This is a genomic window from Reyranella sp. CPCC 100927 (assembly GCF_007859315.1).
GTDB lineage: Bacteria > Pseudomonadota > Alphaproteobacteria > Reyranellales > Reyranellaceae > Vineibacter.
This window is the reverse complement of record NZ_VOHA01000030.1, coordinates 61,912-85,631: the sequence shown is the minus strand read 5'-3', so window position 1 is coordinate 85,631 and position 23,720 is coordinate 61,912. Positions and strand designations below refer to the sequence as shown.

Genomic DNA, 23,720 nt, shown 5'->3' with positions numbered 1-23,720 from the left:
GAGAAAACTGTTACCCATGTGGTGAGCACAAACTGTTACCCATGTTGCGGCTGAAGACCTTCGGCCACCTCCCCCAGCGAAGCTGGGGGAGGGTTCAGCTCTTCTCCCACTTTTGGGCCGCTGCATCGTCGTCGCCGTGCGCGTCGACCCACTGCTCGCCCTTGGGCGTCTCTTCCAACTTCCAGAACGGCGCCTTGGTCTTGAGCCAGTCGATCAGGAAGCGGCAGGCATCGAAGGCGGCGTCGCGATGTGGCGAGGCGGTCAGCACCAGCACGATGCGCTCGCCCGGCTCGAGCCGGCCGTGGCGGTGCACGATCAACGTGGCATCGAGCGGCCAGCGCCGATGCGCCTCGGCGTCGATGTCGGCCAGCGCTTTCTCGGTCACGCCAGGCCAGTGCTCCAGGGTCATCGCCTGCACCGTGTCGCGATGATAGCCCTCGCGCACATGCAGATCGCGCACCAGCCCGATGAAGCTCACCACGGCGCCGATGCGCGGGGTGTCGCGCGTCAGCGCATCGATCTCGGCGCCGACATCGAAATCCTCGCGCTGCAGGCGGATGGCCATATCAGGGCTCAGCCGCCGGTGAAGGGCGGGAAAAACGCAACTTCGCGCGCACCCGTGATCGCGGCGTCGAACTGCACGACCTGCTGATCGACGGCGGCGCCGAAGATCTTGGCTTCGCTGAAGGCCTCGGCATGCCGCGGGCTGCGCTGCGACAGCCAGTCGACCAGATGCTGCACCGTGCGCACGTCGTCGGGCAGGACCACGTCTTCCTCGGCGACACCGGTCTTCTGCCGCAGCCAGGCGAAATACTTCACCTTCACGACGCTCTCCCGTCGGCCGGCCGCTTGTCGTCCTCGGATCGTGGCGGCGATGCCGGTCGCGGCGGTGGCACGGCGGCGGGATCGTCGAGCATGTGCTTTAGCCCGGTCCGCAGATAGTCGTAGCCGGTCCACAGCGTGAGCGCCGCCGCGAACCACAGCAGCGCCAGGCCCAGCAGCATCACCCAGTCCGGTCCGGCATTGCCGACCAGCAGGACGCACAGCGCCGCCATCTGGATCGCGGTCTTCCATTTCGCGGCATTGCTGACCGGCAGGCTGACGCGCAGCTCGGCCAGGAATTCGCGCAAGCCCGAGACCAGGATCTCGCGGCACAGGATGATCAGGGCCGGGATCACATGCACGCCCCGCAGCGTCTCGAAGGCGCACAGCAGCAACAGCACCGACGCCACCAGCAGCTTGTCGGCAATCGGATCCAGGAAGCGGCCCAGCCGCGAGACCTGCTGCCAGCGCCGCGCCAGCCAGCCGTCGAAATAGTCGGTCACGCTGGCGATGAAGAACAGCACGGCCGCCGTCCATTGCGCCCAGCCGCGATCGAGCCAGAACGACGCGACGACCAGCGGAATCGCCGCGATGCGTGCCAGGGTCAGCAGGTTGGGCAGGTTGAACAGCATCGATCTGCGGTGAGTGGCGGGGGTGCCGACTCTAGCCGCCGCTTCGGAAGTGGTCATAGATTTTCTTCGCCATGGTGCGTGAGACGCCGGGTACGGCCTGCAGGTCCTCCAGCGTCGCCGTCGCGACGGCACGGGCCGAGCCGAAATGATTGAGCAGGGCCCGCTTGCGGCTGGCGCCGATGCCGGGCACCTCGTCCAGTCCGGAACGCGAGATGCCCATCGAGCGCCGCGTACGGTGGGTGCCGATGGCGAAGCGGTGGGCCTCGTCGCGCAGGCGCTGCAGGAGATAGAGCACGGGATCGCGCGGCTCGAGCGCGAACGGCGGGCGGCCCGGCATGAAGAAACGCTCGCGGCCGGCGTCGCGGTCGGGGCCCTTGGCGATGGAGACCAGCGCCACGTCGTCGACGGCGAGCTCGGTGAAGACCTCCAGGGCGACATTGAGCTGGCCCAGTCCGCCGTCGATCAGCACCAGGTCGGGCCACAGGCCTTTGTCGCGCTCCGGATCCTCCTTCAGCGCGCGCTTGAAGCGCCGGGTCAGCACCTCGCGCATCATGCCGAAATCGTCGCCGGCGGTGATGGTGCCCGCCGCGATGTCATCGGGCGTCGGCACAGTGCCGGGCGCGGCGGCGGTGCGGATGTTGAACTTGCGGTACTGGTTCTTGTTGAAGCCTTCGGGACCGGCCACGATCATGCCGCCGACCGCGTCGCTGCCCTGGATGTGGCTGTTGTCGTAGACCTCGATGCGCTGCGGCGGCGCCTCCAGCCCGAATACCTGCGCCACGCCGTCCAGCAGCTTGCGCTGCGAGGCGCTTTCGGCGACGCGTCGGCCCAGGGCCTCGCGCGCGTTACCCAGCGCATGCTCCATCAGGTCGCGGCGCGGCCCGCGCTGCGGGCAGATGATCTCGATGCGCCGGCTGGCGCTCAGCGACAATGCCGCAGCCAGCAGATCGGCCTCGGGCAGCGCGTGGCTCACCAGGATCTCGCGCGGCACCGGGCGGCCGCTGTAGAACTGGCCGACGAAGGACGACAGGATCTCGCCGATCTCCAGCTCCTTGCCGTGGCTCGGGAAATAGGCCTTGTTGCCGAGATTGTTGCCGGCACGCACGAAAAAGACCTGCACGCAGACTTGGCCGCCTTCTTCATAGGCGGCGAAGACATCGGCTTCCTCGATGCCGGTAATTTCGATCGACTGGTGGGCCTGGATCGCTGTCAGAGCCCGGATGCGATCGCGCAGCACCGCGGCACGCTCGAACTCCAGGTTGGCGCTGGCCGTTTCCATGCGCTGCGAGAGGTGCCCCTGCACCTCATGGCTCTTGCCGCCGAGGAAGCCGCGCACGTCGTCGACGATCGTGGCGTATTCCTCGTCGGTGGCGCGCCCGACGCATGGCGCCACACAGCGCTTGATCTGGTACTGCAGGCAGGGCCGCGTGCGGTTGGCGAAGATCGAGTCCGAGCACGAGCGCAGCGGGAAGGCGCGCTGCAAGGTGTAGAGCGTCCGGTTGACGGCGCCGGCCGAGGCGAAGGGGCCGAAATACTCGTCGGTCTCGTTGCGCACGCCGCGATGCTTGGCCAGTTGCGCCCAGGGATGGTCGCGGCGGATCACGATATAGGGGAACGACTTGTCGTCGCGCAGCAGCACGTTGAAACGCGGCTTGAAGCGCTTGATCAGGTTGTTTTCCAGCAGCAGCGCTTCGGCTTCGCTGTCGGTGACGACGAATTCCATCGTCGTGGTCGCCTGGACCATGCGCATCAGGCGCGTCGACAGGCGGGTGGGCTGGGTATAGGCGGCGACCCGGTTCTTCAGGGTGCGCGCCTTACCGACGTAGAGCACGTCGCCCTTGGCGTCGATCATGCGATAGACGCCGGGCTTGCGCGGCAGGGTCTTGACGTAACTGGCGATGATGGCGGTGCCGGCCGCCAATGTTCCTTCCGCCGGCATCGCCTCGATGGCCGGGTCGATCTCGTCCACAGGCACCGCACCGTCCGGCACGCGTCCCTCGTCGGCGGGCCGAAGATCGGCCGGCACGGCAGCGGGGGAGGTGTCGAGCTTACCGGACATCGCTGAATATCTTAGTCTTTCTGACCTTAAATCGGCCGTCCGTCTGGTTGTGACCAGTGGAAAATCCGCATCGGAGACGCCCACCGGTGGGTGGGCGTTCCTGTGTGGATGTGGATAACCCTGTGGGTCAGCGCAACGGGCCGCGGATGAGCGGCGGATCGCCGACATTGACAGCCATCGTTTACAGTTTCGCCGAAAGACGAAGGTGCCGCAGGCAGTCGATTGTTCAGCTTTGGAAAAGGTCGCCTTGATAAAACTGTAACCAAGCTGTCAATAGGACAGTGCCTCTCCCGTATCGGCCTGGAATCACCCTCGGACGGCCTGTGTACAGTTTCCGGCTCGTCAGCCGGCGTGGCGCTCGATTTCCACACCCACCGCGGCGGCATCGGCAAAGACCTCGAGCTTCTCGACCCGCACGCGGGCGGTCCGCACGCGCCGGTCACGCAGGCACAGCGTCGCCACCCGTTCGGCCAGCGTTTCCACCAGGTTGACGTGGCCCTCAGCAGTGAGTGCCCGCACGCCTGTCACGATAGCCTCGTAATCGACCACGTTGGCCAGGCGGTCGTTCAGCGACCGGCCGTCTTCGGGCACCAGCAGCTCGATATTGATGCGCACGCGCTGCGGCGCCTTCTTTTCGCGCCGGTGGACGCCGATCCGCGCCGTGGCGATCAGATCGCGCACAAAGACGCGGCGCACGGTGGCTGCGGCAGCAGCAGCCGGTGGACGCAGCGGCTGGACAACGGATCGGGCCATGGCTGCTTTGCCTCGCGTCCGAGCAAGTGGGCGGCGACCATAGTGTGTGGGGCTGCACGCCGCAATCAGCCATCGCGCCGCAATCGCGACTGCGTGAGTTGACCCCGTGGCATGGCCCCGCAGACCATGGGCACTGAGGATCGGTATCGTCGGAGTGGTACATGGCAAGCGGATGGACCGGTGCAGCGATCGTGTCGGCTCTGGCGATGGCGATCGCGCCGGCATGGGCGCAGATCGAATCGGCGCCGGTTGTCACGGACCGCACCCGCGCCACGCTGGTCGCGGATGGCACGGCGGCACCGGGCGCGGCGCTGCCCATCGTCCTGCACCTGCAGCTTAAGCCGGGCTGGCACACCTACTGGCGCAATCCCGGCGATTCGGGCGAGCCGGCATCGGTGGTGTTGCATGTACGGGGCACGGATATCAAAGGTCCCGACGTGTGGCCGGTGCCCGAGCGGATCGATGCCGCCGGCATCATCAGCTATGGCCACCACGGCGACGTGGTCCTGATCACCACGATCCCAGCGGCGGCGGTGATCGCTGGTTCCGACCTTCAGATCGACGCCGAGGCGACCTGGCTGGTCTGCGAAAAGGTGTGCGTCCCCGAGACGGGACGCTTTGCGCTTCGTGTGCCGGTCGCGGCGGGCGCGGCGCCGGCCGGCGCGCACAGCCTGCAGAAGCGGGTACCGCCATTGCCGTCGATCACGTCGGCGTCGTTCGCCAGGACGGCGCAGAGCCTGACCTTGCATGTGCCGGTGGCGTCGCTGGGTGCGGCGGACGGCCGCGTCAGCGGGGTCTACTTCTTTCCCGAGCGCGGCGATTTGGTCGATCATTCGGCGCCACAGGTCCTGCAGCCGACAGACAACGATGTGGCGCTTGCCATGCCGGTCACCCAGCTTCCCGCGGCGTCCGTGACGATCATGCGCGGCGTGCTGGCGATCACCCGCCAGCGCAGCGATGGCACGCAGCATACCGAGGCTTTTCAGCTCGCCGCGCAGCCGGCGGCACCCTAGTTCACCCCACGCAGGAGGCCGGTCTCATGACACGTTCAACGCTTTTCACTCGCCGCACGTCGCTCTTGGCATTGGGCGGCGCGGCGGCAACGCTGGCCGTGCCCGGCGTCGTTTGGGCCAAGCCGCAGGTCGGTGCGCCGTCGCCGGCTTTCAGCGGCGTCGGTAGCGACGGCAAGCCCTACAAGCTCGCCGACTACCGCGGCAAGACCGTGGTCCTGGAATGGACCAACCACGAGTGCCCCTATGTCGCCAAGCACTATCGCTCCGGCAACATGCAGGCGCTGCAGAAGGACGCGGCGACCGGCGGAGTTGTGTGGCTGAGCGTGATCTCCTCGATGCCGGATTCGCAAGGCTATGTCAGCGCTGCTCAGGCCAACGATCTCAGCAAGGCGCGCAATGCGGTGCCGGCCGCGGTTCTGCTCGATCCGGACGGCATCATCGGCCGCGCCTACGATGCGCGCGTCACGCCGACCATGGCCATCATCGACGGCAAGGGCACCCTGATCTATCTCGGCGGCATCGACAGCATCCGCTCCACCGACCTGGCCGATGTGCCCAAGGCGACGCCCTACGTGAAGGATGCGCTGCGTCAGCATGCGGCAGGACAGCCGATCACCCACGCGGTGACCCAGGCCTACGGCTGCACCATCAAGTACAAGCCGACGGCGTAGCGCAACCCGTCGCCCGGAGGGCACGGCATGCCCCACGATGGCGTGATCGGACCGCATTCCCATGGGACCGAAGGTCCCGACACCCACGACGATGGTCACGGTCACGCCCGTCATGCCTATCCGCACGACCACGGGGCGTCCGGGCATCGGGCGCCGCCGACACGCAGGGCCATTCTCGCAGCCGGGACGAGTCTTCTGGCACCGCTCACGCCGGTGACGGCGAAGGCACAGGTCGTTGAACGCATGGCGCGCGCGGCGATGGACTGGCTGGCCGAGCTTGATGCGCCGCGGCGGGAGCGCGCCATCGTCACCTTCGGCGATGGCGAGCGCGAGAACTGGCACTACGTGCCGCGGTCACGCCGCGGGCTTGCGCTGCGCGACATGTCGGAAAGCCAGCGTGCGCGGGCGATGGCGCTGTTGGACAGCGGCCTGGGCAGCGCCGGCGTTGCCCGCATTCAGGGCGTGCGCCATCTCGAAGGTGTCTTGCGGCAACACCAGGGCGCCTGGCGCGATCCTGACAACTACGCGCTGACCATCTTCGGTGCACCCGGCGCGTATCCCTGGGGTTGGCGCTTCGAAGGCCATCACCTGTCGCTGAACTTTGCCGTCATCGCGCCTGATCGCATTGCCGTGACGCCGGCGTTCTGGGGGGCCAATCCGGCGCGCACGTCGGATGGTTTCCGCCTGATGGGTGCCGTCGAGGATCTCGGGCGCGCGCTGGTCCGCGGCCTGCCGGACTCCGCGCGCCGCACCGCGACAATCGCTGAACGCAGTCTGGGCGACATCGTTGCCGGTCCCGGCCGCGAGCGCGACCTGGGGGCGCCCCGTGGCCTGGCGCTGGCGGACATGGACGAGGCGGCCCGCAATCGGGCCCTGGCGATCATCGGCGGTTTTCTTGAGGCACTGGCGCCCGACGTTGCTGCCATGCAGCGGCGCCGGGTGATGGAGGTCGGTGCTGCCACCATGCGCTTCGCCTGGGCCGGCCCGCTGGATGAAGGCCGCGCGTACTATTTCCGGCTGCAGGGTGCGACGACGCTGGTCGAACTCGACAACAGCCAGGACGATGCCAACCACGTCCACTCGGTCTGGCGCGACCTGGTCGCCGATTTCGGCCGCGACGCGCTGGGCGACCACTATCGCCGGCAGCCGCACCGCTGATCGCCGCATCGAGGGTGGGCGAACGCCAGGCCCACGGCTGCACCATCAAGTACAAGCCGACGGCGTAGGGACCGGCGAGGCGCGTCGATCGGGATCGTGCGGGCTATCGGCGCAGTAGCATTGGGCCGGCGCCACAAGCGAACACACCGCCGCGGCCTGTGGATGTTGCTCGTCCGCGCCGTCGCTCGCCGGTAGCGTGGTGCGCCTTGCGCAGCCCTGCGTTCGCTTGATTGCGATCGGCGACGCCACCGCCGGCAGGCCGCAGAGCAGACGGGCAAGGCCGACCTGGGAATGGACACCCAGCTTCTCGAAGCAACTGCCGAGATGGCTCTTCATGGTTGGCGTCGACACCTTCAATCGCGCCGCTGTCTGCGGTCCGCCGAAGCCGCCACCCACCAGGGCCGCCACGCGGGCCTCCGTCGGCGTAAGGCCTGCCGCCGACTGCAGCACCGCCTCGACGTTGCGCAGCTGGGGTTCGGGGTCGACGATCAACACCAGTGCCAGCTGACCACTGCTCGCCCTCTCACTCGCGACGGGAGCCGGCAGCATGGACGCAGCCAGGACCAGGAGTGCAGCGCGGCCAGACGGCCGGGACAGGCGCACGGGGCCGTGCACGTGCGTGTCGTCCGTCGGTTTGGCGGACAGGGCTGCGGCAAAGCACCGGTTTAGGGCTTTGCCTTCGGCCGGCAGCGCCGCCACCGGGCGCAGGCAACCGGCGCGATCCAGATGGAGTCCGTCACCTTCCCGCAACAGGGTCGTGGCCGCCGGATTGGCGTGCACGACGCGGTGGTGAACATCCAGCAGCAGCGCCGGCCCTGGCATGAATTCCAAAACGTACCCGACCTGATTCAGTCCCAGTCGGGTCATTTCCGGCGCGGGTTCGATGGAAACATCACGGAGCGGGCGGCCGCTGCTGGCCGCATCGATGCTGCGGGCGCGCCAGGCGGTGTGATTGTTGAGGCCACCCATGACATATTCCTCCAAGGCAGCGATGCTCGTGAAATGCCACGTCGGATTGTCAGGCGATCTCGACGGCATCGAAGATCCAGCCGCGACAAGCCTTGGTGAGGGTATCGATGCCAACGACCTTCAGGCGTCGCGGTCCGGGGCTGTCGAAGACGACGACCGAGCCGATGGCCTTGAAGAAGTTCGGATCGGTGGTTCCGGCAGGCAGTCCGGGCAGGATCATGAAAACGGCGGCGCCCTCCAGGGCAACGGTCCGACGGGCATAGAGCGTGTTGCCGATGTCGCCCGAGGCTGGCGCCGCGGCGATGGTCAGCAGGTTGCCGCGCAGCGTGACGCGCAGGCGTTCGACCTGGGGCTCTGTTGTCGGCTGGTCGGGCGTGTGGCAGGCGGAGAACTGCAGCCGGTTCTGCATTAGGATCGAAAAGTCGTTCATGCCGTCCCCGACGTCTGCTGCGGCGTTCCGGGCCTGTCATCGGCCCACCCGCATTGAGCCGCAGGATGCGTAAACGCAGCGTGAGTGCGTGGCGGCATGGGCGCGTGGCTTGCGGTTTGCAGCGATTCACAGTGCATTTACGCTGCCGTCCATAGAGTGGCGGAAAGGCTGGCCCAGGGGCGTGGGAGGGCACATGGCAGGACATGGACCACAGTCGCTGGCCGTTCTCGGGAAGCACCTGCTGGCGCCCACGGCGCCGGCCGGGAACGCGGCCGGCAGGGGCTTTCGTCATCTGCTTGCGGGAGATCCGCGCTTCCGCCCCTTCCACTATGATGGTCGGCCGGTCGATCTCGATGACGCGGCGCAGCTGAAGGCCTTGCGCGCCACGATTGGCAGGCTGTCAGCCATGTTGGAACGACCGCCAACGGCAGCGGAGGCCAAATTTTTCGAAGACCCGACCGATCCGACCGACGAACTGAACAACACCAAGGTGCCGGCCGGCTACACATACCTTCTGCAGCTTGTCGCTCACGACCTCGTCCAAAGCGCGGCATCCCTGTCGATGGTCGGCGACGGTCGCCTCGCCTTGCACAACAATCGTACCCAGTCTCTGGCGCTGCAGACGCTCTACGGCGATGGCCCCGCGGGCCTGCCGCTGATCTACAGGCAAGCATCGCCGCCTGTAGCTGGGGATGAGGCGCAGACTTCCGCTTACCTCCGCCTGGGTTCGATGCAAAGCGGCGATCAGAAATGTCCGTTTCGCGATCTTGCCCGGATCAACATCGCATCATCGCAGGAAGAACCGTCGGCGGGGTTGCCTGACGTGGTGATCGCCGATATCCGCAACGATGACCACGCGATCCTGTCGCAGCTGACGACGGTGTTTCATCTTTTTCACAACGGCATCGTCGCGCTGCTCGAGCAAGCCTCGCCGGCAGACGCGGTCCCTGATGGCGGCGATCCGGCGTTCGGACGCTATGCTCTGGCGCGATGCATCACGACGCTGGTGTATCGCGAGATCATACGGCGCGACCTGTTGCCGTTGATCCTTCATCCAGCGGTGGCTGAGGCATACAAAGACAGCGACGCTCCGCTGATCGAGCCTTTTGACGGCCGCATCCCGCTGGAGTTTTCATATGGTGCTTTCCGGCTGGGCCACGCCATGGTGCGGCCCCGGTATCTGATCAACGGTAACGAAGCCTCCAAGTTCTCCTTGCAGGACATTCTCGATCAGACATCGAAACGTCGTCCCCAAGCCATGCCGTTCACGTTCGACTGGGCGGTGGCGTGGTCGCTCTTCTTCGACATGGGTGAGGTGCAGCCCAATCTCAGTCGGCGTATCCGGCCATTCTACAGCACCCAGTTCCTGCACCCCGGAGTCTTTCCGGCATTCGACGAAACCGACAGGATCGGCCTCGCCTATCGCGACATGCTGAGCGCGGCGTTCGCCGGGCTCTGGTCGGTACCGGCGCTTGTCGAACGGCTCCGCGACATGCCGCGACTGGGGCGGTTCTTCCAGGAGTCCTGGGTTGCCGACCGGGAGAAGCGGGAGGCGGCGCTGAGCGCTTGGCTCAACGAGTCGATGCCTCCGGGTGATCTCCTGCCGTCGGGCGATGTCGAGGCGCTGGTCAAAGACCCGCCGCTGCCGTTCTTCCTGCTGTTCGAGGCCTGGCATGATCCGGCTTCGGAAGGCCGGCGGTTCGGTCCGGTCGCCTCTGGGATTGTCGCAGATGTCATCATCGGTGCCCTGGCGCAGGAGCGCCTTGTCGCCGATGAAGGGCGTACGGGCCTGAACGAGATCGTCACGCGTCTGGTGGGCGGGCGAATACCACCGGACAGACTGAACAGCATTGCGGGCATTCGCACGATGGCGGACATGATCAAGGCCACGGCGCGAATGCACGGACTGGATGAGGCCGGAACGACACCGGCGTTCCTCTAGCGGCATCGACTGTTCAAGCGTTCCACGTCAAGCGAACGGGAGAGAGAACATGGCCATCGATCGGGTCACGGTAACTGGAAGCTTTGTGAAGTTCGGCGAACTGGTGAAGCAATGGGCCAAGGACCCCGGCACCAGGCCGACGTCCCTCGCGGCGTTTCGCGATCAATGCGCGGCGCGCCAGGTGACCGTGCAGATACCGTCTTATGTCGAGGGTGTCGTCTTCGTTCAGCACCAGAAGGAAGTGCTGACGATCCACCTGCCACCCGCCGACATGCTGAAGGATGCCGAGCAGCAGCTGGAGAATGGCGGCGCCTATCCGCTTCCCCCGTTCTATCCGGAGCGTTTCGGGGCACCGCAGCTTCAGTTCCCGGACACGCCGGCAGGAAAGAAGGCGCGCAAGGACTTTCATAGCGAGAGGATCGGTGACTACTGCATCTCGCTGTGCGTCTGATGCCGGCATCCGGTGCGCCGCGATCACCCGGCCGCTACATGAGATCGCGCCAGGCGGCGCGATGCTCGATCGCGCCGGCATCCGGCGCGCCGGCACCCACCAGGCCATCGCGCAGGCGGCGCCAGTCGTCCGCATGGGCGATGGGATAGAGGTGCAGCAGCCAGCGGAACAGGTTGAGGTCGGTCGCCGCCAGGGCGCCTTTCCACTGCGGCCGCAAGGCATCCAGGAAGGCGCGCAGGTCGCGCCGTGCGTCGTCGATTCGGCCGAGGTGGTACAGGGCCGCCGCGCGCCACGCGACGTTGCTCAGGACAGCGTCGCCCGAACGCTGGCTGGCCGCCACGCAGCCCTCGTCGTCGCCGCCGAGGAAGCTCACGGTCGATTCGTACACCCAGTGCGTGCGAAACGGTGAGGGTGCGATCAGCCGGGCCTGGTGCGCGAGGTCATTGGCGCGCGCCGATTGGCCGGCGAAGCCATAGGACAGCGCCGCGGAGATCAATACCCAGGGATCGTTTTCGTTGAGTTCGGTGGCGAGGCCCATGTGGATCTCGGCACTGGAGTGGCTGCCGGCCATCTGCAGCGCCCAGCCCAGGGCCAACTGCGCGCGCGAGTCGACAGGGTCGAGCTGAACCGCCATGCGGGCCAGCCGCAGCGCCTCCTGTTCCCGTTCGGATGTGCGGAAGAGACCGGGCTGTGCGATATGCGCGCCGGTGTTGATCTGCGCCAGGCTGCTGTAGGCCGGCGAGAAGTGCGGCGCCTCGGCGATGGTGGCCTGGAAGATCTCGGCCGTCTGCTTCCACTCCCCGGGACTGAAGCTGCGAATGATCACCTGGGCGCGCAGCCAGCGATCATAGATATCGGGCGGGATGCCGGGTTCGCTCGCCACGCGGTTGAGCCGGTTGACGGAGACGTGGACGTTCAGCGAAACGGCGATGCGCCGGATGATGGCTTGCTGTGCCTCGAACCAGTTGGCGAGCGTGATGTCGTAGCGGTCGCTCCAGACAAAGATGCCGGTCTGCGTATCGCGCAGCGTCAGGACCAGGCGAATGGCATGGGGTGTCGTAAGCGCGCTGGCATCGATGCGGTACTGCGCCGTGGCGTCGGGGCGGGCGACGCCGGCAGCGCCGTCCTGCGAATCGTCACGTACGTACCACTCGCGAAAGCGCACCAGGCTGGCGACAAGCTCGAGGCGGAAACCGTGAACCAGATAGCGCTGGTCCGGGCTGGTGCCGTCGATATCGAAAGCACCGATGGTGATGACCATGTTCCGCGGCGGCGCGTGCACCGGCGCGCTCTGCAATGGCAACAGTGCGGGGCTGCCGGGCGCGTGGTCGGCCTGCCCCGGCGTTTCTTCGGGCGGCGACGTCCGGAAGGCGGTGAACTGGTCATCCGGCGTCATCAAGCTGCGGATGCCGACCACCAGCTTCTGCGTCTCCGCCGACGGCTCGACGTCGAACTCGCTTTCCAGAAGATCCCACAGGCCCTTGTACAGCCGCAGTGCGGCGCCGAAATCGCCGCGGTCGGCACGCGCCTGGATGAGGTGCCGGCAGGCCTCCTCGTGGCTCGGGTCGAGGTGCATGATCGCATTGGCAACCGCTTCGCGCAGCGACGCATCGGCGGCCGTGCGCATGCTGGCCTCGAGGCCGCGCAACAAGCGGTCCTGCAGCGTCTGGCGCTTCGCCTGCAACCAAGTCCGGAACGCCGGATCGACGTTGTCATAATCTTGTAGGAGTGTTTCCGGCAGGCGCGCGGTGTCGACCAGTTTGGGATGGGCGTGGCCGTTGTCGGCCGCGGCGACGATGTCCTTGAGATCGACGGTCAGGCGGGTGCGATCCAGCGACAATGACCGTTTGTCGATCAGGAACCCGTCGAAATCGGCCGCGCGGAACGCTTCGCGGATTTCATGGATCACCTGGCGCAGCGAGGCGCGTGCCTTTTCCTCCGGGGTTTCGCTCCAGAACAGGCCGACCAGTCGTTCGCGGGTTTCGACCTGGTCGCTGATCGCCAGATAAGCGATCAGCGCGCGTGCCTTGCGGCTGACGATCGGCAGCGGTGCACCGGCCAGCATCAGCTCAAGTCGGGGAACCGTGGTGACATCCAATTGGGTTGGTCCGCGGACCAACGGCGGCGTCCCCCGACCCCGACGCTCCGGCTGCGCTGCTAACGCCATTGGTTGCTCCCGATGCGCGACACTACGGGAGCGGCTGCGCCATCGTCCAGCGCGATCGGGCGCGCATCCCGATGCGCCCGATTCAGAGCAGTTCGATGCCGTGCGTGTGTTGCGCACCACCGCCATGGGCGTCGATCGCGGCAGCCAGTCGTGCGGTAACAAGCGTCGAGGGCAGGGCCTGCAAGGCCGGCGCCACGGCCCGCACCACCGGCAGCTCGATATCCGCCCGCGACAGGTCAAGCCAGCAGGCCGCGACTCCCTGCGCTGCCAGCCGTTCCAGGACGGCGTGTGGCGCGGCAGCGATGCGCTGTGCGTCCATGCGCCGGGGCATGCCGATGCCATGCAGCAGCTGACATTTTGATGCGTCCAGCTGCGTGGCGCGGCGCAGGTGCCGGCGATCGGAGTCGCTGAGCGCGGCATCGCCCGCTTCGCGCCGTTTGGCGGCGATGACCGTCAGTGCCAGTTCAACCTGCATCATCTCGAGGGTCGCAGCCTGCGCGGCCACGCCGGCGTCCAGGCGGGCGGCGATGCCGCAGGCCACCTCGAAGCCGGCGTCGTTCGCCGAGAGGGCCGCGATGACCGGGATGTCGAACTCGGTCGAGATATCCAGCAGCCAGCTCGATCGGCCGTCGGCGCCACCCCGCAGAAGGGGCAGCAGACGGGCGGCCTCCAGCGCCGCGGGCGCGTCGGCTGCCACGGGCCGGCCGCACCGGCCGCCGAGCCACCAGAGCGCCGCGGCGTCGCGCTCGATCAGTTCCAGAAGCGCATGCAGCGCCGCCGCTTCGAACGAGGTACCGGCCGCGCACCCGGTACTCAAGGCGCCGCGCGGCGTGATGCCCAGCCGCCCGTCCTGGCGCCGCAGGCAAAGGTCGGCTGGCAGCAGCGCGGTACGCCCCGACAGGGGCAGCACGCCCTCGACCCAGTCGAGCGTATCAGGTGCGCCATCACTGCCGTGCTGCTCGATCCACCGCGCAATCTCGGAAGTGACTCGGTCACCGAGATCGGCGAGGGGCGCCGACAGCCGGATATCATCAGGGCGTTCGACTTGCGCCAGGTACTCGACGCCTTCGCCGATGCATGACGCCACCGCGCGGTCGCGCGACATGCCCGTGCCGCCAGCGTTGACCCGGACCGGTTTGCCGTCCGGCCAGCCCGCCACCGTCGCCTGGGCGCCGACGAAATGGGAGTTCGCCGCGAACGGCGATCGCAGCGTGAAGATGCGGTCGAAGTGACGGCGCGCCCGCGCGGTGGCGGTGCCGAACTGCCGTTCGATCGACGCCAACAGGTCGCGACCCGCGGCGGAGTCGAAATCGAGCAGGGAGAGCAAGCCGGCATGCCGGCCGTCAGCGTGCATGACTGCCTTCCCGGCCGACGACACAGGCGCAACCGCCGGGGTTGCGCCTGTGTGCTGGATGGAGAGAACCTCTTTTTACAGAACGCCCAGCATGCGGCCCACCAGCGGGTGGCGCACGACGTCGGCCTGGGTCAGGCGCACCACGGCGATTTCCTCCTGGCCGTCGAGCCGGCGTGCGATCTCGCTGAGGCCCGACAACTCGGGCAGCAGGTCGGTCTGGTCGGGATCGCCGGTCAGCACCATGGTCGAGTGCCAGCCCAGCCGGGTCAGCAGCATCTTGAGCTGGCCGTAGGTGCAGTTCTGCGCCTCGTCGATCAGCACGAAGGCGTTGTTGAGCGTGCGGCCGCGCATGAAGGCGACCGGCGCGATCTCGATGCTCCCGTCATCGAGGCAGGCGCGCAGCCGCTTGGGGCCCATGCGGTCGTTCAGCGCATCGAACAGCGGTCGCAGATAGGGGTCGAGCTTCTCGCGCATGTCGCCCGGCAGGTAGCCCAGGCTCTCGCCGGCCTCGACCGCCGGGCGCGACAGCACGATGCGGGCAATGCGCTTGCGCTCCAGCGCCTCGACCGCGGCGGCGATTGCGAGATAGGTCTTGCCGGTGCCGGCCGGCCCCAGGGCCACGGTGAGCGACCGGCTGTCGATCGCCTCCATCAGCTGCCGCTGGTTGTCGCTGCGCGGCCGGATATTGCGGATGTAGCTCTGGTCCCTTTGTTGCTCCCTTTGCTGCACCTCGAAAGGCACGACCGTGCGTGGTGAATCGAAGAACAGGCTGTGCACTCTCCCGGTTTCGTCGGTTTCAAGACGGCTGCGACGCGCGGCACGCTTGGCCATGAACCACTCCGCTACAGGTTTGAGCTGAGGATCGCCCGGGCCGCCAAACGACAAACGCCTCCCCGAGGGGAGGCGCGAAAAGGACGGATCGGGCGGATGCGAAGGTTGCGGTGCGACATCCGGTACGGTCGGCGCTGGCGCCGTCGTCGCCGGTAGATCCGAGAGGGATCGGAGCCCGCTGGAGGATTGCCTGCCTCCTTCGCAACGCACAAACCGTACGCTGTCTGCAGCGGACTGTCACCTGATTTTGGGAATTGTCGCAGAAATTTAATACAAGATATTGATTTTTCTGCGATTTGGCCCGATCCGGCCCCGGCGGGTCAGGCCCGGCCGTAAGTCGACGAGAACGTACCGGGATCGTTGCCCAGCTGGCCCAGCTTGCCGCCCAGTTTGGCCAGCGACCGGTTCCACTTGCCGTCGTAATCCTCGTCGAAAATCAGGGCTTCGTCGGCCGGCACCACGAACCAGCCGCTTTCCTGCAGCTCACGGTCGAGCTGGCCGGCGGCCCAGCCGCTGTGGCCCAGCGCCAGGATGGCCTTGGTCGGCCCGGCGCCGCGCGCCATGTCGCGCAGAATTTCCAGTGACGCGGTCAGGCCCAGCTTGTCGCCGCCGACGGCAGCCGTGTCGTCGCGCTTGTAGTCGAGGCTGTGCAGGACGAAGCCGCGCTCCGGTTCGACCGGACCGCCCCAGACGGTGAACCGCAGATCGCCGTCGGTCGGCGGATCGATATCCAATTGCTGGAACAGCTCGGCCGGTGTCGGCGAGGCCAGCGCCTTGTTGAGCACCAGGCCCAGCGCACCCTTGTCGTCGTGCAGACACATGTAGATCACGGTGTGCTTGAACCGCGGATCCGTCATGGCAGGGGTCGCCACCAGCAATTTGCCGCTGATGTAACCCGAGGAGGAGGCATCTGGCTGCGCCATGGATCTTGGCTACCGCGATCCGGCGCGCGGCGCAATGCCGCTCTCGACACGCGCTTGTGAAGCATTGCGATTGTCACAACCGGCGTATTTACGGCCTGTATTGTCTTGGTCATCAACTGCCGCCGCAGGCGGCAGTGAGAGTGCGCGGCAGAGGCCGCGCCAGGTAGTGGGTCAACATGTTGGCATCGGTTCTGCGAAGAGGGGTGTGTGTCGTCGTCGCGGCGATGGGATTCATGCCCACGATGGCGGCGGCTGCCGGTTCCGACTGGGTACGCACCGAGCAGACGCAAGTGCGGCTGATCTCCGCCGTCGACGGCGTCGGTGATTCGCGCACCGTCACGCTCGGTCTGCAGTTCACCCTGAAGCCGGGTTGGAAGATCTACTGGCGCGCCCCCGGCGACGCCGGCTTCCCGCCCAGCATCGACTGGAGCGGCTCGGCCAATCTCGGCACCACGCAGATGCTGTGGCCGGCGCCGCATCGCTTCGACGTCGCCGGCCTCTCGACCATCGGCTACAAGGGCGATGTCGTGCTGCCGATCCAGGTGACGCTGGCCGAGCCGGGCAAGCCGCTGTCGGTGAAGGCCAAGGTCGACTACCTGACGTGCGACGACGTCTGCATTCCCTACACGGCAGCCTTCACCCTGGACCTGCCGGCGGCGGCGGCGCGGCCCAGTGGCGAGGCGCCGCTGATCGCCGGTGCGATGTCGGCACTGCCGCGCGCCGCCGGCGTCGACAGCATCGCCTTCACCGCACCGATACTGGCGGAGATCGATGCGCCGGGCGGCAAGGAGGGTGAGCAGGCTGTGATGCTCTCGCTCGTCGTGGACGCGACGCAGCCGTTGAAGAATCCCGATCTGTTCGTCGAGCATCCCAAGATCATCGTGGCCGAGCCGCCCTCGGTTCAGATCGAGGAGGGCGGCCGGCGCGCGGTGATCACGTCGGTGCTGGTGGGCGACAAGCTGAAAGCAGCCGACCTGGCGGCCGGCAACCTCACCCTCACGCTGGTCGACGACACGCAGGCCGTCGAAGGAACGGTGCGAGCGACTACGGGCGCCATGCCGGCGGCCACCGGCAGCAGCGCATCCGGTAACGACCTGTGGTCGATCCTGCTGGTGGCGCTGCTGGGCGGCCTGGTCTTGAACCTCATGCCCTGCGTGCTGCCGGTGCTGTCGCTGAAGGTGATGGGCGCGATCGGTCACGGCGGTGCGGCGCCGGCGCGCGTGCGGGCCGGCTTCCTGGCCTCGGCGGCGGGCGTGATCGCGTCGTTCCTGGTCCTCGCCGCCGTTGCGGTCGGCTTGAAGCAGGCCGGGCTCGCCGTCGGTTGGGGCATCCAGTTCCAGCAGCCGGCCTTCATCGGCTTCATGGTGGTGGTGGTCCTGCTGTTCGCCCTCAACCTGGCCGGTGTGTTCGAGATCCCGCTGCCCGGTTGGTTGGCCGAGAGCGCCGTGGCGGGCGAACAGCGGGCCGGCCGCTCCGAACTGGCCGGGCATTTCGTGGCCGGTGCGTTTGCCACCCTGCTCGCGACGCCCTGTTCGGCGCCGTTCGTCGGCACGGCCCTGTCGTTTGCCCTCTCGCGCGGTCCGCTCGATATCGTCGCCGTATTCCTGGCACTGGGCGTCGGACTGGCGGCACCCTACCTGCTGCTGGCGCTGTTTCCACGCTGGGCGGCGCGCCTGCCCAAGCCGGGCGCCTGGATGGTGATCTTGAAGAAGGTGCTGTCGCTGGCGCTGTTCGCCACCGCGGTCTGGCTGCTGTCGGTGCTGTTGGGCGCCGCCGGCACGCCGGCGGTGATCGCTGCCGTGGTCGCCGCCGTGCTGATGTCGGCGTTGCTGATGGCACGCCGCAGGGTCGGTCGCGTCGCCATTCCGGCGGCCGTCGCGGCGGCGCTCGCCGCCATGGTGCTGCCGGCCGTGTTGGCCTCGACGGCGGGACCGGCGACCGCGGCGGTCGACGGCCGCTGGGTCCGCCTCGATCCGACGCGCGATATCGCTGCCCAGGTGCGCCAGGCGACGGCGGGCGGCAAGGTGGTGCTGGTCGACGTGACCGCCGACTGGTGCGTCACCTGCCAGGTCAACAAGAAGCTGGTGTTGAACGCCGAGAGCATCGTGCAGCGCCTCGCCGAGGCCCAGGCGGTGTCGCTCAAGGTCGACTGGACGCGGCCCAGCGACGCCATCTCCCAGTACCTCGCCGCCAACAACCGCTACGGCATTCCCTTCAACATCGTCTACGGCCCCGGCGCTCCCCTGGGCATCGCGCTGCCCGAACTGCTCACCGTCGAGGTGGTCACGCAGGCGCTGGAGAAAGCCGCGGGTCGTTAGTTTTTTTGGACCACGCGCGTCCACGCGCGCATCTCGTGCGAAAGCCTTGCTCGCTCTGCGCTTCGCTTCGAGCGCGTGCGGGCGTGGATGCCCGCGATCCGGAACTCACCCGATCTGATCGCGGATCATGCGGGCGCAGGCCAGCAGCGCCGGCGCCAGGGTCGGCTCGAACTGTTTGGCGCGCCGCGTCCATGATGGCGAGACGGCGTTGAGCACCAGCAGCTCGCGGTTCGCCAGTCGGCCGACCGGAACCGCCAGCGCGAAGATGCCGGGCCGCCGATCGCCGTACGATACGCAATAGCCCGTGTCGCGGAATGCCGCGAGGGTCCGCGTGATCGTTGCGCCGTGCTGGCGCCACAGGTCGGGAGTCTTGATGCGCAGCTCGTTCAGCAGCGCCGTGCGTTCGCGCGGCGCGCAGCCGGCGATGTAGGCGCGGCCGATCGCGCTCGAGGCGATGGGATGCGTCATGCCGATGTCGGAGAGCTGGAACGACGACGTCGCCCGGCTGCGGCAGGTCTCGACATAGACCATGTTGGTGCGATCGCGCATGCCCAGCGACACCGAGCCGCTGACCTGGCGCGCCAGCGCCTCCATCGCCGGCCGCACGACCTGGCGAAAGGCGAACGAGGCGATCAGCGGGTAGCCCAGCGACAGCACCGCCGGTCCCAGCCGGTAGTGGCCGGCCGCCTGGTCGGGTCGCAGGTAGCCCATCGCCGCCAGGGTGTAGGTGAAGCGCGAGATGGTCGGCTTGGGCAGGCCGGTGCGGCGCGCCAGCTCGGCGGTGGCCAGCACCGGCTGCTGCGGCGTGAAGCAGCGCAGGATCTCCAGCCCGCGCGCCAGGGTCGTGGCGAACTGGCGGTCGCCGGCATGCTCGGCGAAGCCGGCAGGGGTGCGATGGATGATGCTCATCGGCGTTCCGCATAGTCGAACGGCATATGGAACAATGAAACGCCGGCGTGGAACGATCCAGCGCTGGTTTCTCCCCGGCGGAACGGGGAAGCAAGAAGAGGAGGCGCCGATGCTCAGCCGGCAGGACAACGAGCTGCTGACCCGTACCGACTCCGGCACGGCGATGGGCGACTATTTCCGCCGCTTCTGGCAGCCGGTGCTGCTGTCGCGCGAATTGCCCGAGCCCGACGGTGCGCCCAAGCGCGTGCAGGTCCTGGGCGAGACCCTGCTGGCGTTTCGCGATACCCAGGGCCGCGTCGGCCTGGTCGAGCCGCGCTGCCCGCATCGCGGCGCCGATCTCTATTTCGGCCGCAACGGCGAGTGCGGCCTGCGTTGCGTCTTCCACGGCTGGAAGTTCGACGTCGACGGCAAGTGCCTGGAAACGCCGACCCTGCCGCCGGCATCGACTTTCCGCGACAAGGTGTCGATCAAGGCCTATCCGACGCGCGAGTTCGGCGACGTGATCTGGGCCTACATGGGACCGGCGGCGCACCTGCCCGAGCTGCCGCATCTGGAGTTCGCGCTGCTGCCGCCAGCGCACCGCTATGTCAGCAAGAAGCTGCAGGAGTGCAACTGGGCGCAGTCGGTCGAAGGCGGTATCGACACCGCGCACTTCTCGTTCCTGCACATGGTCGTGCCGCAGGCGGCGGGCGACGCCGAGACATTCATGAAGGGCGCCGCCATGGGCGACCAGGCGGTGAAGAACGATCGCGTGCGCTGGGTGCGCGACGATCCGATGCCGCGCTTCGAGGTGACGCAGCATGCCGGTGGTCTGCTGATCGGCGCCGCGCGCACGGCGGACGACGACCAGCTCTACTGGCGCATCACGCAGTTCCTGGTGCCCAACCATTCCTTCGCGCCGGCGGCGTTTCCCGGCGAGACGCATTACGGCCAGACCTGGGTGCCGATCACCGACACCAGCTGCTGGATCTATACCTACTCGTGGAATCCCGACCGGCCGCTGACGGAACAGGAGCGGGCGCAGTTCGCGGCCGGCCATGGCGTGCATTCGGCGGTCGACGACGACTACGTGCCGCTGCGCAACCGGTCGAACGAATACCTGATCGACCGCGAGGCGCAGCGCCATCGCAGCTACAGCGGCATCCAGGGCGTCTCGGAGCAGGACGCCTGCATCCAGGACAGCCAGGGCTTCATCCACGACCGCACGCGCGAGATCCTGGGACCCACCGATCTCGCCATCATGCGCTTCCGCCGCCTGATGCTGGAGGGCGCCAAAGGCCTGCAGGACGGTCGCGAACCGCCCGAAGCGGCGCATCCCGAGGCCTACACGGTGCGCGCCGGTGGCTGGGTGACGCAGGGCGACAAGAAGCTCGCCGAGGTGATGACCGAGCGCTTCGGCCACCCGACAGGCGATGCCAACGCGCTCTACCAGGACAAGACGCTGCGTCGCGCCGGTTGATTGCCCGTCATTCCGAGCGCAGCGCGGAATCTCCTCGACATGACGCAGCGACGCCAATGCGCGCGAGATCCCTCGTGCGTCGGGTGACACGTGAAAGGAAAAAACGCATGACAACGCGACGGGCGGTGCTGTGCGCCGGCGGGCTGGCGGCACTGGGGCTGGCTCCCGCGCGCGCGCAACCATATCCGGCGCGGCCGCTGCGCCTGATTGTGCCGTATCCGCCGGGTGGTGTGGGCGACACGTTCGGCCGCGCCCTGGGCGAGGGGCTGTCGGCCGGGCTCGGTCAGCCCGTCGTCATCGACAACAAGCCGGGTGGCAGCCAGATCATCGGCGCCCAGGCGGCGGCCGAGGCTGCCGCCGATGGCTACACGCTGTTTCTGGGCAGCGTCAGCAGCCTGGCGATGAACGTGGCCCAGCATGCAAGCCTGCCCTACGACCCGCTGACCAGTTTCGCACCCGTATCGCTGGGCTTCACATCGCCGCTCTACCTCGTCGTTCATCCCGACGTGCCGGTCACGTCGGTGCGCGAGCTCATCGCTTATGCCAAAGCCAATCCCGGCAAGCTCTCCTTTGCCTCGATCGGGCCGGGATCGTCGCTGCATCTGGCGGGCGAGATCTTCAATCGCATGGCGGGCCTCGACATGCTGCACGTGCCCTACAAGGGCAGCATGCCGGCGTTGACCGACATCATGGCGGGCCGCGTCCAGGTGATCTTCGATGCCGGCACCTCGGCGCTGCCGCAGGTGCGGGCCGGCCGGCTGCGCGTGTTGGCGGTGACCAGCGCCGAGCGGTTCAGCGGCACGCCCGACATCCCGACCATCGCCGAAAGCGGCCTGCCGGGCTACGACATGACCCTCTGGTTCGGGATCGTCACCCGCGCCGGCGCACCTGATGCGGCGATCCAGACGCTGTCGGCGGCGATCGGCGCGGTCCTTGACAGGTCCGATCTGAAGGCGCGCTTTCTGGATCTCGGCGTGCAGCTGTCGCCCAGTTCACCTGAAGCCTTCCGTGCGCTCATCGCGCGCGAGGTCTCGCGCTGGACGCGCATCATTCGCGACGAGGTCAAGCTCGAGCCGCAGTGATCACGGCGCGGGCTGCAGGTTGGTATCGCACAGCCGGCATCCCGCCAGGCCCTGGAAGACGTCGTGCTGGGGGCAGCGCCGCACCAGATCGGCATCGGGTGCCGCGCGCCAATCGCCGAAATGCGCCGACACGGTCGGCACGGGCGTGAAGCTTTCGACCATGGTGCGATAGGTCTCCAGATAGCCCTGCGCGAAGGGCGGATCGTAGGTCAGCAGGTTCCACCCGTGCCGGGTCAGCGCCTTGTCGATGACGGCGAGCAGGAAGCGGCGCTCCTCGGGTGCGTCCGACGTCCACGGCAGTTCGTCCAATGCGAAGCCGGCGAAGCCGTAGCCGAAGCGCTGGCTGTCGGCGAACAGCAAGGCCAGGTTCTGCTGCCACGGCGTGTGCGCCAGCGGACAGCTCGCCAGGGTCATGACGTCCAGGAAGACGTCGGTTCCGCCGTTGGAGAGGTAAAGGTCGAGCCCCTCGCCGCGCGTGATGGAGTAGGTGTTGCCCATATCGGTCCAATCTAGGCATCGGGCTGCTGTTGCCAAGGGCCCGGCGTGGACAACCGCGGGAGGCGTCACTACGGTCGGTGTGGCCATCAGCGGATGGCCGTACATGCACTATGAGGAAGGACAGGTGGATATGGCGACTGTAGGGGACAAGGTACCATCGGCGACTCTGCGCTATATGACGGGGGAAGGCCCCCAGGCGATCACCACCGCGCAGCTGTTCGCGCCGGGCAAGAAGGTGGTTGTCTTCGCGCTGCCCGGGGCATTCACGCCGACTTGAAGTGCCAAGCATGTGCCAGGTTTTCTGGCCAACCACGATGCGATCAAGGCCAAAGGCGTCGACACGATCGCCTGCATTTCCGTAAACGATCCGTTTGTCATGGGCGCCTGGGCCAAGGACCAGGGCACTGGTGACAAAGTCATGATGCTCGGTGACGGCAACGGCGAGTTCACCGAAGCGATGGGACTTGTGCTCGATGCCACGCGCAACGGGCTGGGGCGGCGCTCGCAGCGCTACGCCATGGTCGTCGAGGATGGCACCATCAAGGGGCTCTTCGTCGAGAAGCCGGGCGCCTTCGAGGTGTCGGCGGCTGAGGCGGTGCTCAAGGGATTGTAACTGTAACAACCCCGGTATGGCGAAAGGCGGGATGCACGATCCCGCCTTTCGTTTTGCCGCGATCCGTGCTGATCTGCCGCCCAGCGTGAGAGTTACCGCCAATGGAGGATGCTATGGCGAAAGTAGGCGACAAGGTTCCCAGCGCGACCCTGATGCACAAGGGTGCCGATGGTATCAAGCCGATGCCGACGGACGAGCTGTTCGCGGCCGGCAAGAAGGTGGTGGTGTTCGCCGTGCCGGGCGCCTTCACGCCGACCTGTTCGGCTAAGCACGTGCCCAGCTTCGTGGCCAATTTCGATGCCATCACGGCCAAGGGCGTCGACACCATCGCCTGCATCTCGGTCAACGATGCCTTCGTGATGGACGCCTGGGGCAAGGACCAGAACAGCGACGGCAAGGTGCTGATGCTGGCCGACGGCAACGGCGATTTCACCGAAAAGATGGGCCTGGTGATGGACGGCTCGAAGTTCGGTCTTGGCAAGCGTTCGCAGCGCTATGCCATGGTGGTCCAGGACGGTGTCATCAAGACGCTGAACGTCGAAGCGCCGGGCGCCTTCGACGTGTCGAGCGGCGATGCCATCCTGAAAGCGCTGTAAGCGGCATCACGGTCTGCGAAAGGGCGGCTCCGGCCGCCCTTTCTTTTTGGCGATGCAATCCGTAGCGAAC

General features: G+C 67.3%; 22 protein-coding genes and 1 pseudogene. 10 read left to right on the top strand and 13 right to left on the bottom strand.

What is annotated here, in order from left to right:
* Nucleotides 1-94: 94 nt before the first annotated feature.
* The 5 genes from FQU96_RS38290 to FQU96_RS38270 all read right to left on the bottom strand — a co-directional run bounded on the left by FQU96_RS38290 (nucleotide 95) and on the right by FQU96_RS38270 (nucleotide 4,266).
* Nucleotides 95-565: a molybdenum cofactor biosynthesis protein MoaE gene (locus tag FQU96_RS38290; protein ID WP_146546689.1), complete on the bottom strand. Its 471-nt coding sequence runs from the start codon at nucleotides 563-565 to the stop codon at nucleotides 95-97.
* Between the two features lie 8 nt (nucleotides 566-573).
* On the bottom strand, nucleotides 574-825 hold the full coding sequence (gene moaD, locus FQU96_RS38285) for a molybdopterin converting factor subunit 1 (protein WP_146546688.1): 252 nt from the start codon (nucleotides 823-825) through the stop codon (nucleotides 574-576).
* The gene (gene pgsA / locus FQU96_RS38280; protein WP_218575036.1) at nucleotides 822-1,511 is read right to left on the bottom strand and encodes a CDP-diacylglycerol--glycerol-3-phosphate 3-phosphatidyltransferase; all 690 of its coding nucleotides are present in this window, start codon (nucleotides 1,509-1,511) and stop codon (nucleotides 822-824) included. The genes moaD and pgsA overlap by 4 nt, the downstream gene beginning before the upstream one ends.
* A complete protein-coding gene (gene uvrC / locus FQU96_RS38275; RefSeq protein ID WP_146546687.1) occupies nucleotides 1,486-3,513 on the bottom strand; it encodes an excinuclease ABC subunit UvrC in 2,028 nt (675 codons plus the stop codon). The genes pgsA and uvrC overlap by 26 nt, the downstream gene beginning before the upstream one ends.
* Nucleotides 3,514-3,855: 342 nt before the next feature.
* Complete coding sequence (locus FQU96_RS38270; protein ID WP_146546686.1) at nucleotides 3,856-4,266, bottom strand: dihydroneopterin aldolase; 411 nt, start codon at nucleotides 4,264-4,266, stop codon at nucleotides 3,856-3,858.
* A 161-nt stretch (nucleotides 4,267-4,427) separates the two neighbouring features.
* Between FQU96_RS38270 and FQU96_RS38265 the strand changes: the two genes are divergently transcribed.
* Genes FQU96_RS38265 through FQU96_RS38255 form a run of 3 tightly spaced genes read left to right on the top strand, consistent with a single transcriptional unit; the run spans nucleotide 4,428 to nucleotide 7,108 of the window.
* Nucleotides 4,428-5,279 (top strand): protein-disulfide reductase DsbD domain-containing protein, encoded by an 852-nt coding sequence (locus FQU96_RS38265; protein WP_146546685.1) that lies wholly within the window; start codon nucleotides 4,428-4,430, stop codon nucleotides 5,277-5,279.
* 26 nt (nucleotides 5,280-5,305) lie between these two features.
* Complete coding sequence (locus tag FQU96_RS38260) at nucleotides 5,306-5,950, top strand: redoxin family protein (protein WP_146546684.1); 645 nt, start codon at nucleotides 5,306-5,308, stop codon at nucleotides 5,948-5,950.
* 27 nt (nucleotides 5,951-5,977) lie between these two features.
* Nucleotides 5,978-7,108 carry a DUF3500 domain-containing protein gene (locus FQU96_RS38255; RefSeq protein ID WP_146546683.1) on the top strand — a complete coding sequence of 377 codons (1,131 nt, stop codon included), beginning with the start codon at nucleotides 5,978-5,980 and terminating at the stop codon, nucleotides 7,106-7,108.
* A 45-nt stretch (nucleotides 7,109-7,153) separates the two neighbouring features.
* On the opposite strand, the gene FQU96_RS38250 is transcribed toward FQU96_RS38255, so the two are convergent.
* Nucleotides 7,154-8,077, bottom strand: coding sequence for a helix-turn-helix transcriptional regulator (locus tag FQU96_RS38250; RefSeq protein WP_178131057.1), 924 nt, complete (start codon nucleotides 8,075-8,077; stop codon nucleotides 7,154-7,156).
* Between the two features lie 49 nt (nucleotides 8,078-8,126).
* The gene (locus FQU96_RS38245) at nucleotides 8,127-8,507 is read right to left on the bottom strand and encodes a hypothetical protein (protein WP_146546681.1); all 381 of its coding nucleotides are present in this window, start codon (nucleotides 8,505-8,507) and stop codon (nucleotides 8,127-8,129) included.
* Nucleotides 8,508-8,700: 193 nt separating this feature from the next.
* Here FQU96_RS38245 and FQU96_RS38240 point away from each other — a divergent pair, with 193 nt between their 5' ends.
* Nucleotides 8,701-10,449, top strand: coding sequence for a peroxidase family protein (locus tag FQU96_RS38240; protein WP_146546680.1), 1,749 nt, complete (start codon nucleotides 8,701-8,703; stop codon nucleotides 10,447-10,449).
* Between the two features lie 49 nt (nucleotides 10,450-10,498).
* Entirely contained in the window at nucleotides 10,499-10,900 is a 402-nt protein-coding gene (locus tag FQU96_RS38235) for a hypothetical protein (RefSeq protein ID WP_146546679.1), read from the top strand.
* Between the two features lie 34 nt (nucleotides 10,901-10,934).
* Here the strand turns inward: FQU96_RS38235 and FQU96_RS38230 are convergent, their stop codons facing one another.
* From FQU96_RS38230 to FQU96_RS38215, 4 genes are all read right to left on the bottom strand, one after another.
* A complete protein-coding gene (locus FQU96_RS38230) occupies nucleotides 10,935-12,998 on the bottom strand; it encodes a BTAD domain-containing putative transcriptional regulator (RefSeq protein ID WP_178131055.1) in 2,064 nt (687 codons plus the stop codon).
* A gap of 151 nt (nucleotides 12,999-13,149) precedes the next feature.
* The gene (locus tag FQU96_RS38225) at nucleotides 13,150-14,421 is read right to left on the bottom strand and encodes a YcaO-like family protein (protein ID WP_146546677.1); all 1,272 of its coding nucleotides are present in this window, start codon (nucleotides 14,419-14,421) and stop codon (nucleotides 13,150-13,152) included.
* A 75-nt stretch (nucleotides 14,422-14,496) separates the two neighbouring features.
* On the bottom strand, nucleotides 14,497-15,252 hold the full coding sequence (locus tag FQU96_RS38220; RefSeq protein WP_146546676.1) for a PhoH family protein: 756 nt from the start codon (nucleotides 15,250-15,252) through the stop codon (nucleotides 14,497-14,499).
* Between the two features lie 320 nt (nucleotides 15,253-15,572).
* The gene (locus tag FQU96_RS38215) at nucleotides 15,573-16,175 is read right to left on the bottom strand and encodes a YqgE/AlgH family protein (RefSeq protein ID WP_146546675.1); all 603 of its coding nucleotides are present in this window, start codon (nucleotides 16,173-16,175) and stop codon (nucleotides 15,573-15,575) included.
* A gap of 233 nt (nucleotides 16,176-16,408) precedes the next feature.
* Between FQU96_RS38215 and FQU96_RS38210 the strand changes: the two genes are divergently transcribed.
* Nucleotides 16,409-18,493 carry a protein-disulfide reductase DsbD gene (locus tag FQU96_RS38210; RefSeq protein ID WP_218575035.1) on the top strand — a complete coding sequence of 695 codons (2,085 nt, stop codon included), beginning with the start codon at nucleotides 16,409-16,411 and terminating at the stop codon, nucleotides 18,491-18,493.
* A 105-nt stretch (nucleotides 18,494-18,598) separates the two neighbouring features.
* Here FQU96_RS38210 and FQU96_RS38205 read toward each other — a convergent pair whose 3' ends face one another.
* Nucleotides 18,599-19,402, bottom strand: a complete 804-nt coding sequence (locus tag FQU96_RS38205; RefSeq protein WP_146546673.1) for an IclR family transcriptional regulator — start codon at nucleotides 19,400-19,402, stop codon at nucleotides 18,599-18,601.
* A gap of 109 nt (nucleotides 19,403-19,511) precedes the next feature.
* Between FQU96_RS38205 and FQU96_RS38200 the strand changes: the two genes are divergently transcribed.
* On the top strand, nucleotides 19,512-20,861 hold the full coding sequence (locus FQU96_RS38200; RefSeq protein WP_146546672.1) for a Rieske 2Fe-2S domain-containing protein: 1,350 nt from the start codon (nucleotides 19,512-19,514) through the stop codon (nucleotides 20,859-20,861).
* A gap of 107 nt (nucleotides 20,862-20,968) precedes the next feature.
* Nucleotides 20,969-21,943, top strand: a complete 975-nt coding sequence (locus tag FQU96_RS38195) for a tripartite tricarboxylate transporter substrate binding protein (RefSeq protein WP_178131053.1) — start codon at nucleotides 20,969-20,971, stop codon at nucleotides 21,941-21,943.
* Here FQU96_RS38195 and FQU96_RS38190 read toward each other — a convergent pair whose 3' ends face one another.
* Nucleotides 21,944-22,441: a hypothetical protein gene (locus tag FQU96_RS38190; protein ID WP_146546670.1), complete on the bottom strand. Its 498-nt coding sequence runs from the start codon at nucleotides 22,439-22,441 to the stop codon at nucleotides 21,944-21,946.
* A gap of 130 nt (nucleotides 22,442-22,571) precedes the next feature.
* Here FQU96_RS38190 and FQU96_RS38185 point away from each other — a divergent pair.
* Nucleotides 22,572-23,054 (top strand): annotated as a pseudogene (locus FQU96_RS38185) (peroxiredoxin).
* A 113-nt stretch (nucleotides 23,055-23,167) separates the two neighbouring features.
* Complete coding sequence (locus tag FQU96_RS38180; protein WP_146546669.1) at nucleotides 23,168-23,650, top strand: peroxiredoxin; 483 nt, start codon at nucleotides 23,168-23,170, stop codon at nucleotides 23,648-23,650.
* Nucleotides 23,651-23,720: the final 70 nt, after the last annotated feature.

Excerpts from the sequence above, each read along its gene's own strand:
- FQU96_RS38265 (WP_146546685.1), top strand. The coding sequence starts at position 4,428 with ATGGCAAGCGGATGGACCGGTGCAGCGATCGTGTCGGCTCTGGCGATG.
- FQU96_RS38255 (WP_146546683.1), top strand. The coding sequence starts at position 5,978 with ATGCCCCACGATGGCGTGATCGGACCGCATTCCCATGGGACCGAAGGT.
- FQU96_RS38190 (WP_146546670.1), bottom strand. The coding sequence starts at position 22,441 with ATGGGCAACACCTACTCCATCACGCGCGGCGAGGGGCTCGACCTTTAC.
- pgsA (WP_218575036.1), bottom strand. The coding sequence starts at position 1,511 with ATGACCACTTCCGAAGCGGCGGCTAGAGTCGGCACCCCCGCCACTCAC.
- FQU96_RS38220 (WP_146546676.1), bottom strand. The coding sequence starts at position 15,252 with ATGGCCAAGCGTGCCGCGCGTCGCAGCCGTCTTGAAACCGACGAAACC.
- FQU96_RS38270 (WP_146546686.1), bottom strand. The coding sequence starts at position 4,266 with ATGGCCCGATCCGTTGTCCAGCCGCTGCGTCCACCGGCTGCTGCTGCC.
- FQU96_RS38250 (WP_178131057.1), bottom strand. The coding sequence starts at position 8,077 with ATGGGTGGCCTCAACAATCACACCGCCTGGCGCGCCCGCAGCATCGAT.
- FQU96_RS38225 (WP_146546677.1), bottom strand. The coding sequence starts at position 14,421 with ATGCACGCTGACGGCCGGCATGCCGGCTTGCTCTCCCTGCTCGATTTC.
- FQU96_RS38200 (WP_146546672.1), top strand. The coding sequence starts at position 19,512 with ATGCTCAGCCGGCAGGACAACGAGCTGCTGACCCGTACCGACTCCGGC.
- FQU96_RS38235 (WP_146546679.1), top strand. The coding sequence starts at position 10,499 with ATGGCCATCGATCGGGTCACGGTAACTGGAAGCTTTGTGAAGTTCGGC.
- FQU96_RS38240 (WP_146546680.1), top strand. The coding sequence starts at position 8,701 with ATGGCAGGACATGGACCACAGTCGCTGGCCGTTCTCGGGAAGCACCTG.
- FQU96_RS38215 (WP_146546675.1), bottom strand. The coding sequence starts at position 16,175 with ATGGCGCAGCCAGATGCCTCCTCCTCGGGTTACATCAGCGGCAAATTG.
- FQU96_RS38205 (WP_146546673.1), bottom strand. The coding sequence starts at position 19,402 with ATGAGCATCATCCATCGCACCCCTGCCGGCTTCGCCGAGCATGCCGGC.
- uvrC (WP_146546687.1), bottom strand. The coding sequence starts at position 3,513 with ATGTCCGGTAAGCTCGACACCTCCCCCGCTGCCGTGCCGGCCGATCTT.
- FQU96_RS38245 (WP_146546681.1), bottom strand. The coding sequence starts at position 8,507 with ATGAACGACTTTTCGATCCTAATGCAGAACCGGCTGCAGTTCTCCGCC.
- FQU96_RS38180 (WP_146546669.1), top strand. The coding sequence starts at position 23,168 with ATGGCGAAAGTAGGCGACAAGGTTCCCAGCGCGACCCTGATGCACAAG.
- FQU96_RS38195 (WP_178131053.1), top strand. The coding sequence starts at position 20,969 with ATGACAACGCGACGGGCGGTGCTGTGCGCCGGCGGGCTGGCGGCACTG.
- FQU96_RS38290 (WP_146546689.1), bottom strand. The coding sequence starts at position 565 with ATGGCCATCCGCCTGCAGCGCGAGGATTTCGATGTCGGCGCCGAGATC.
- FQU96_RS38210 (WP_218575035.1), top strand. The coding sequence starts at position 16,409 with ATGCCCACGATGGCGGCGGCTGCCGGTTCCGACTGGGTACGCACCGAG.
- FQU96_RS38260 (WP_146546684.1), top strand. The coding sequence starts at position 5,306 with ATGACACGTTCAACGCTTTTCACTCGCCGCACGTCGCTCTTGGCATTG.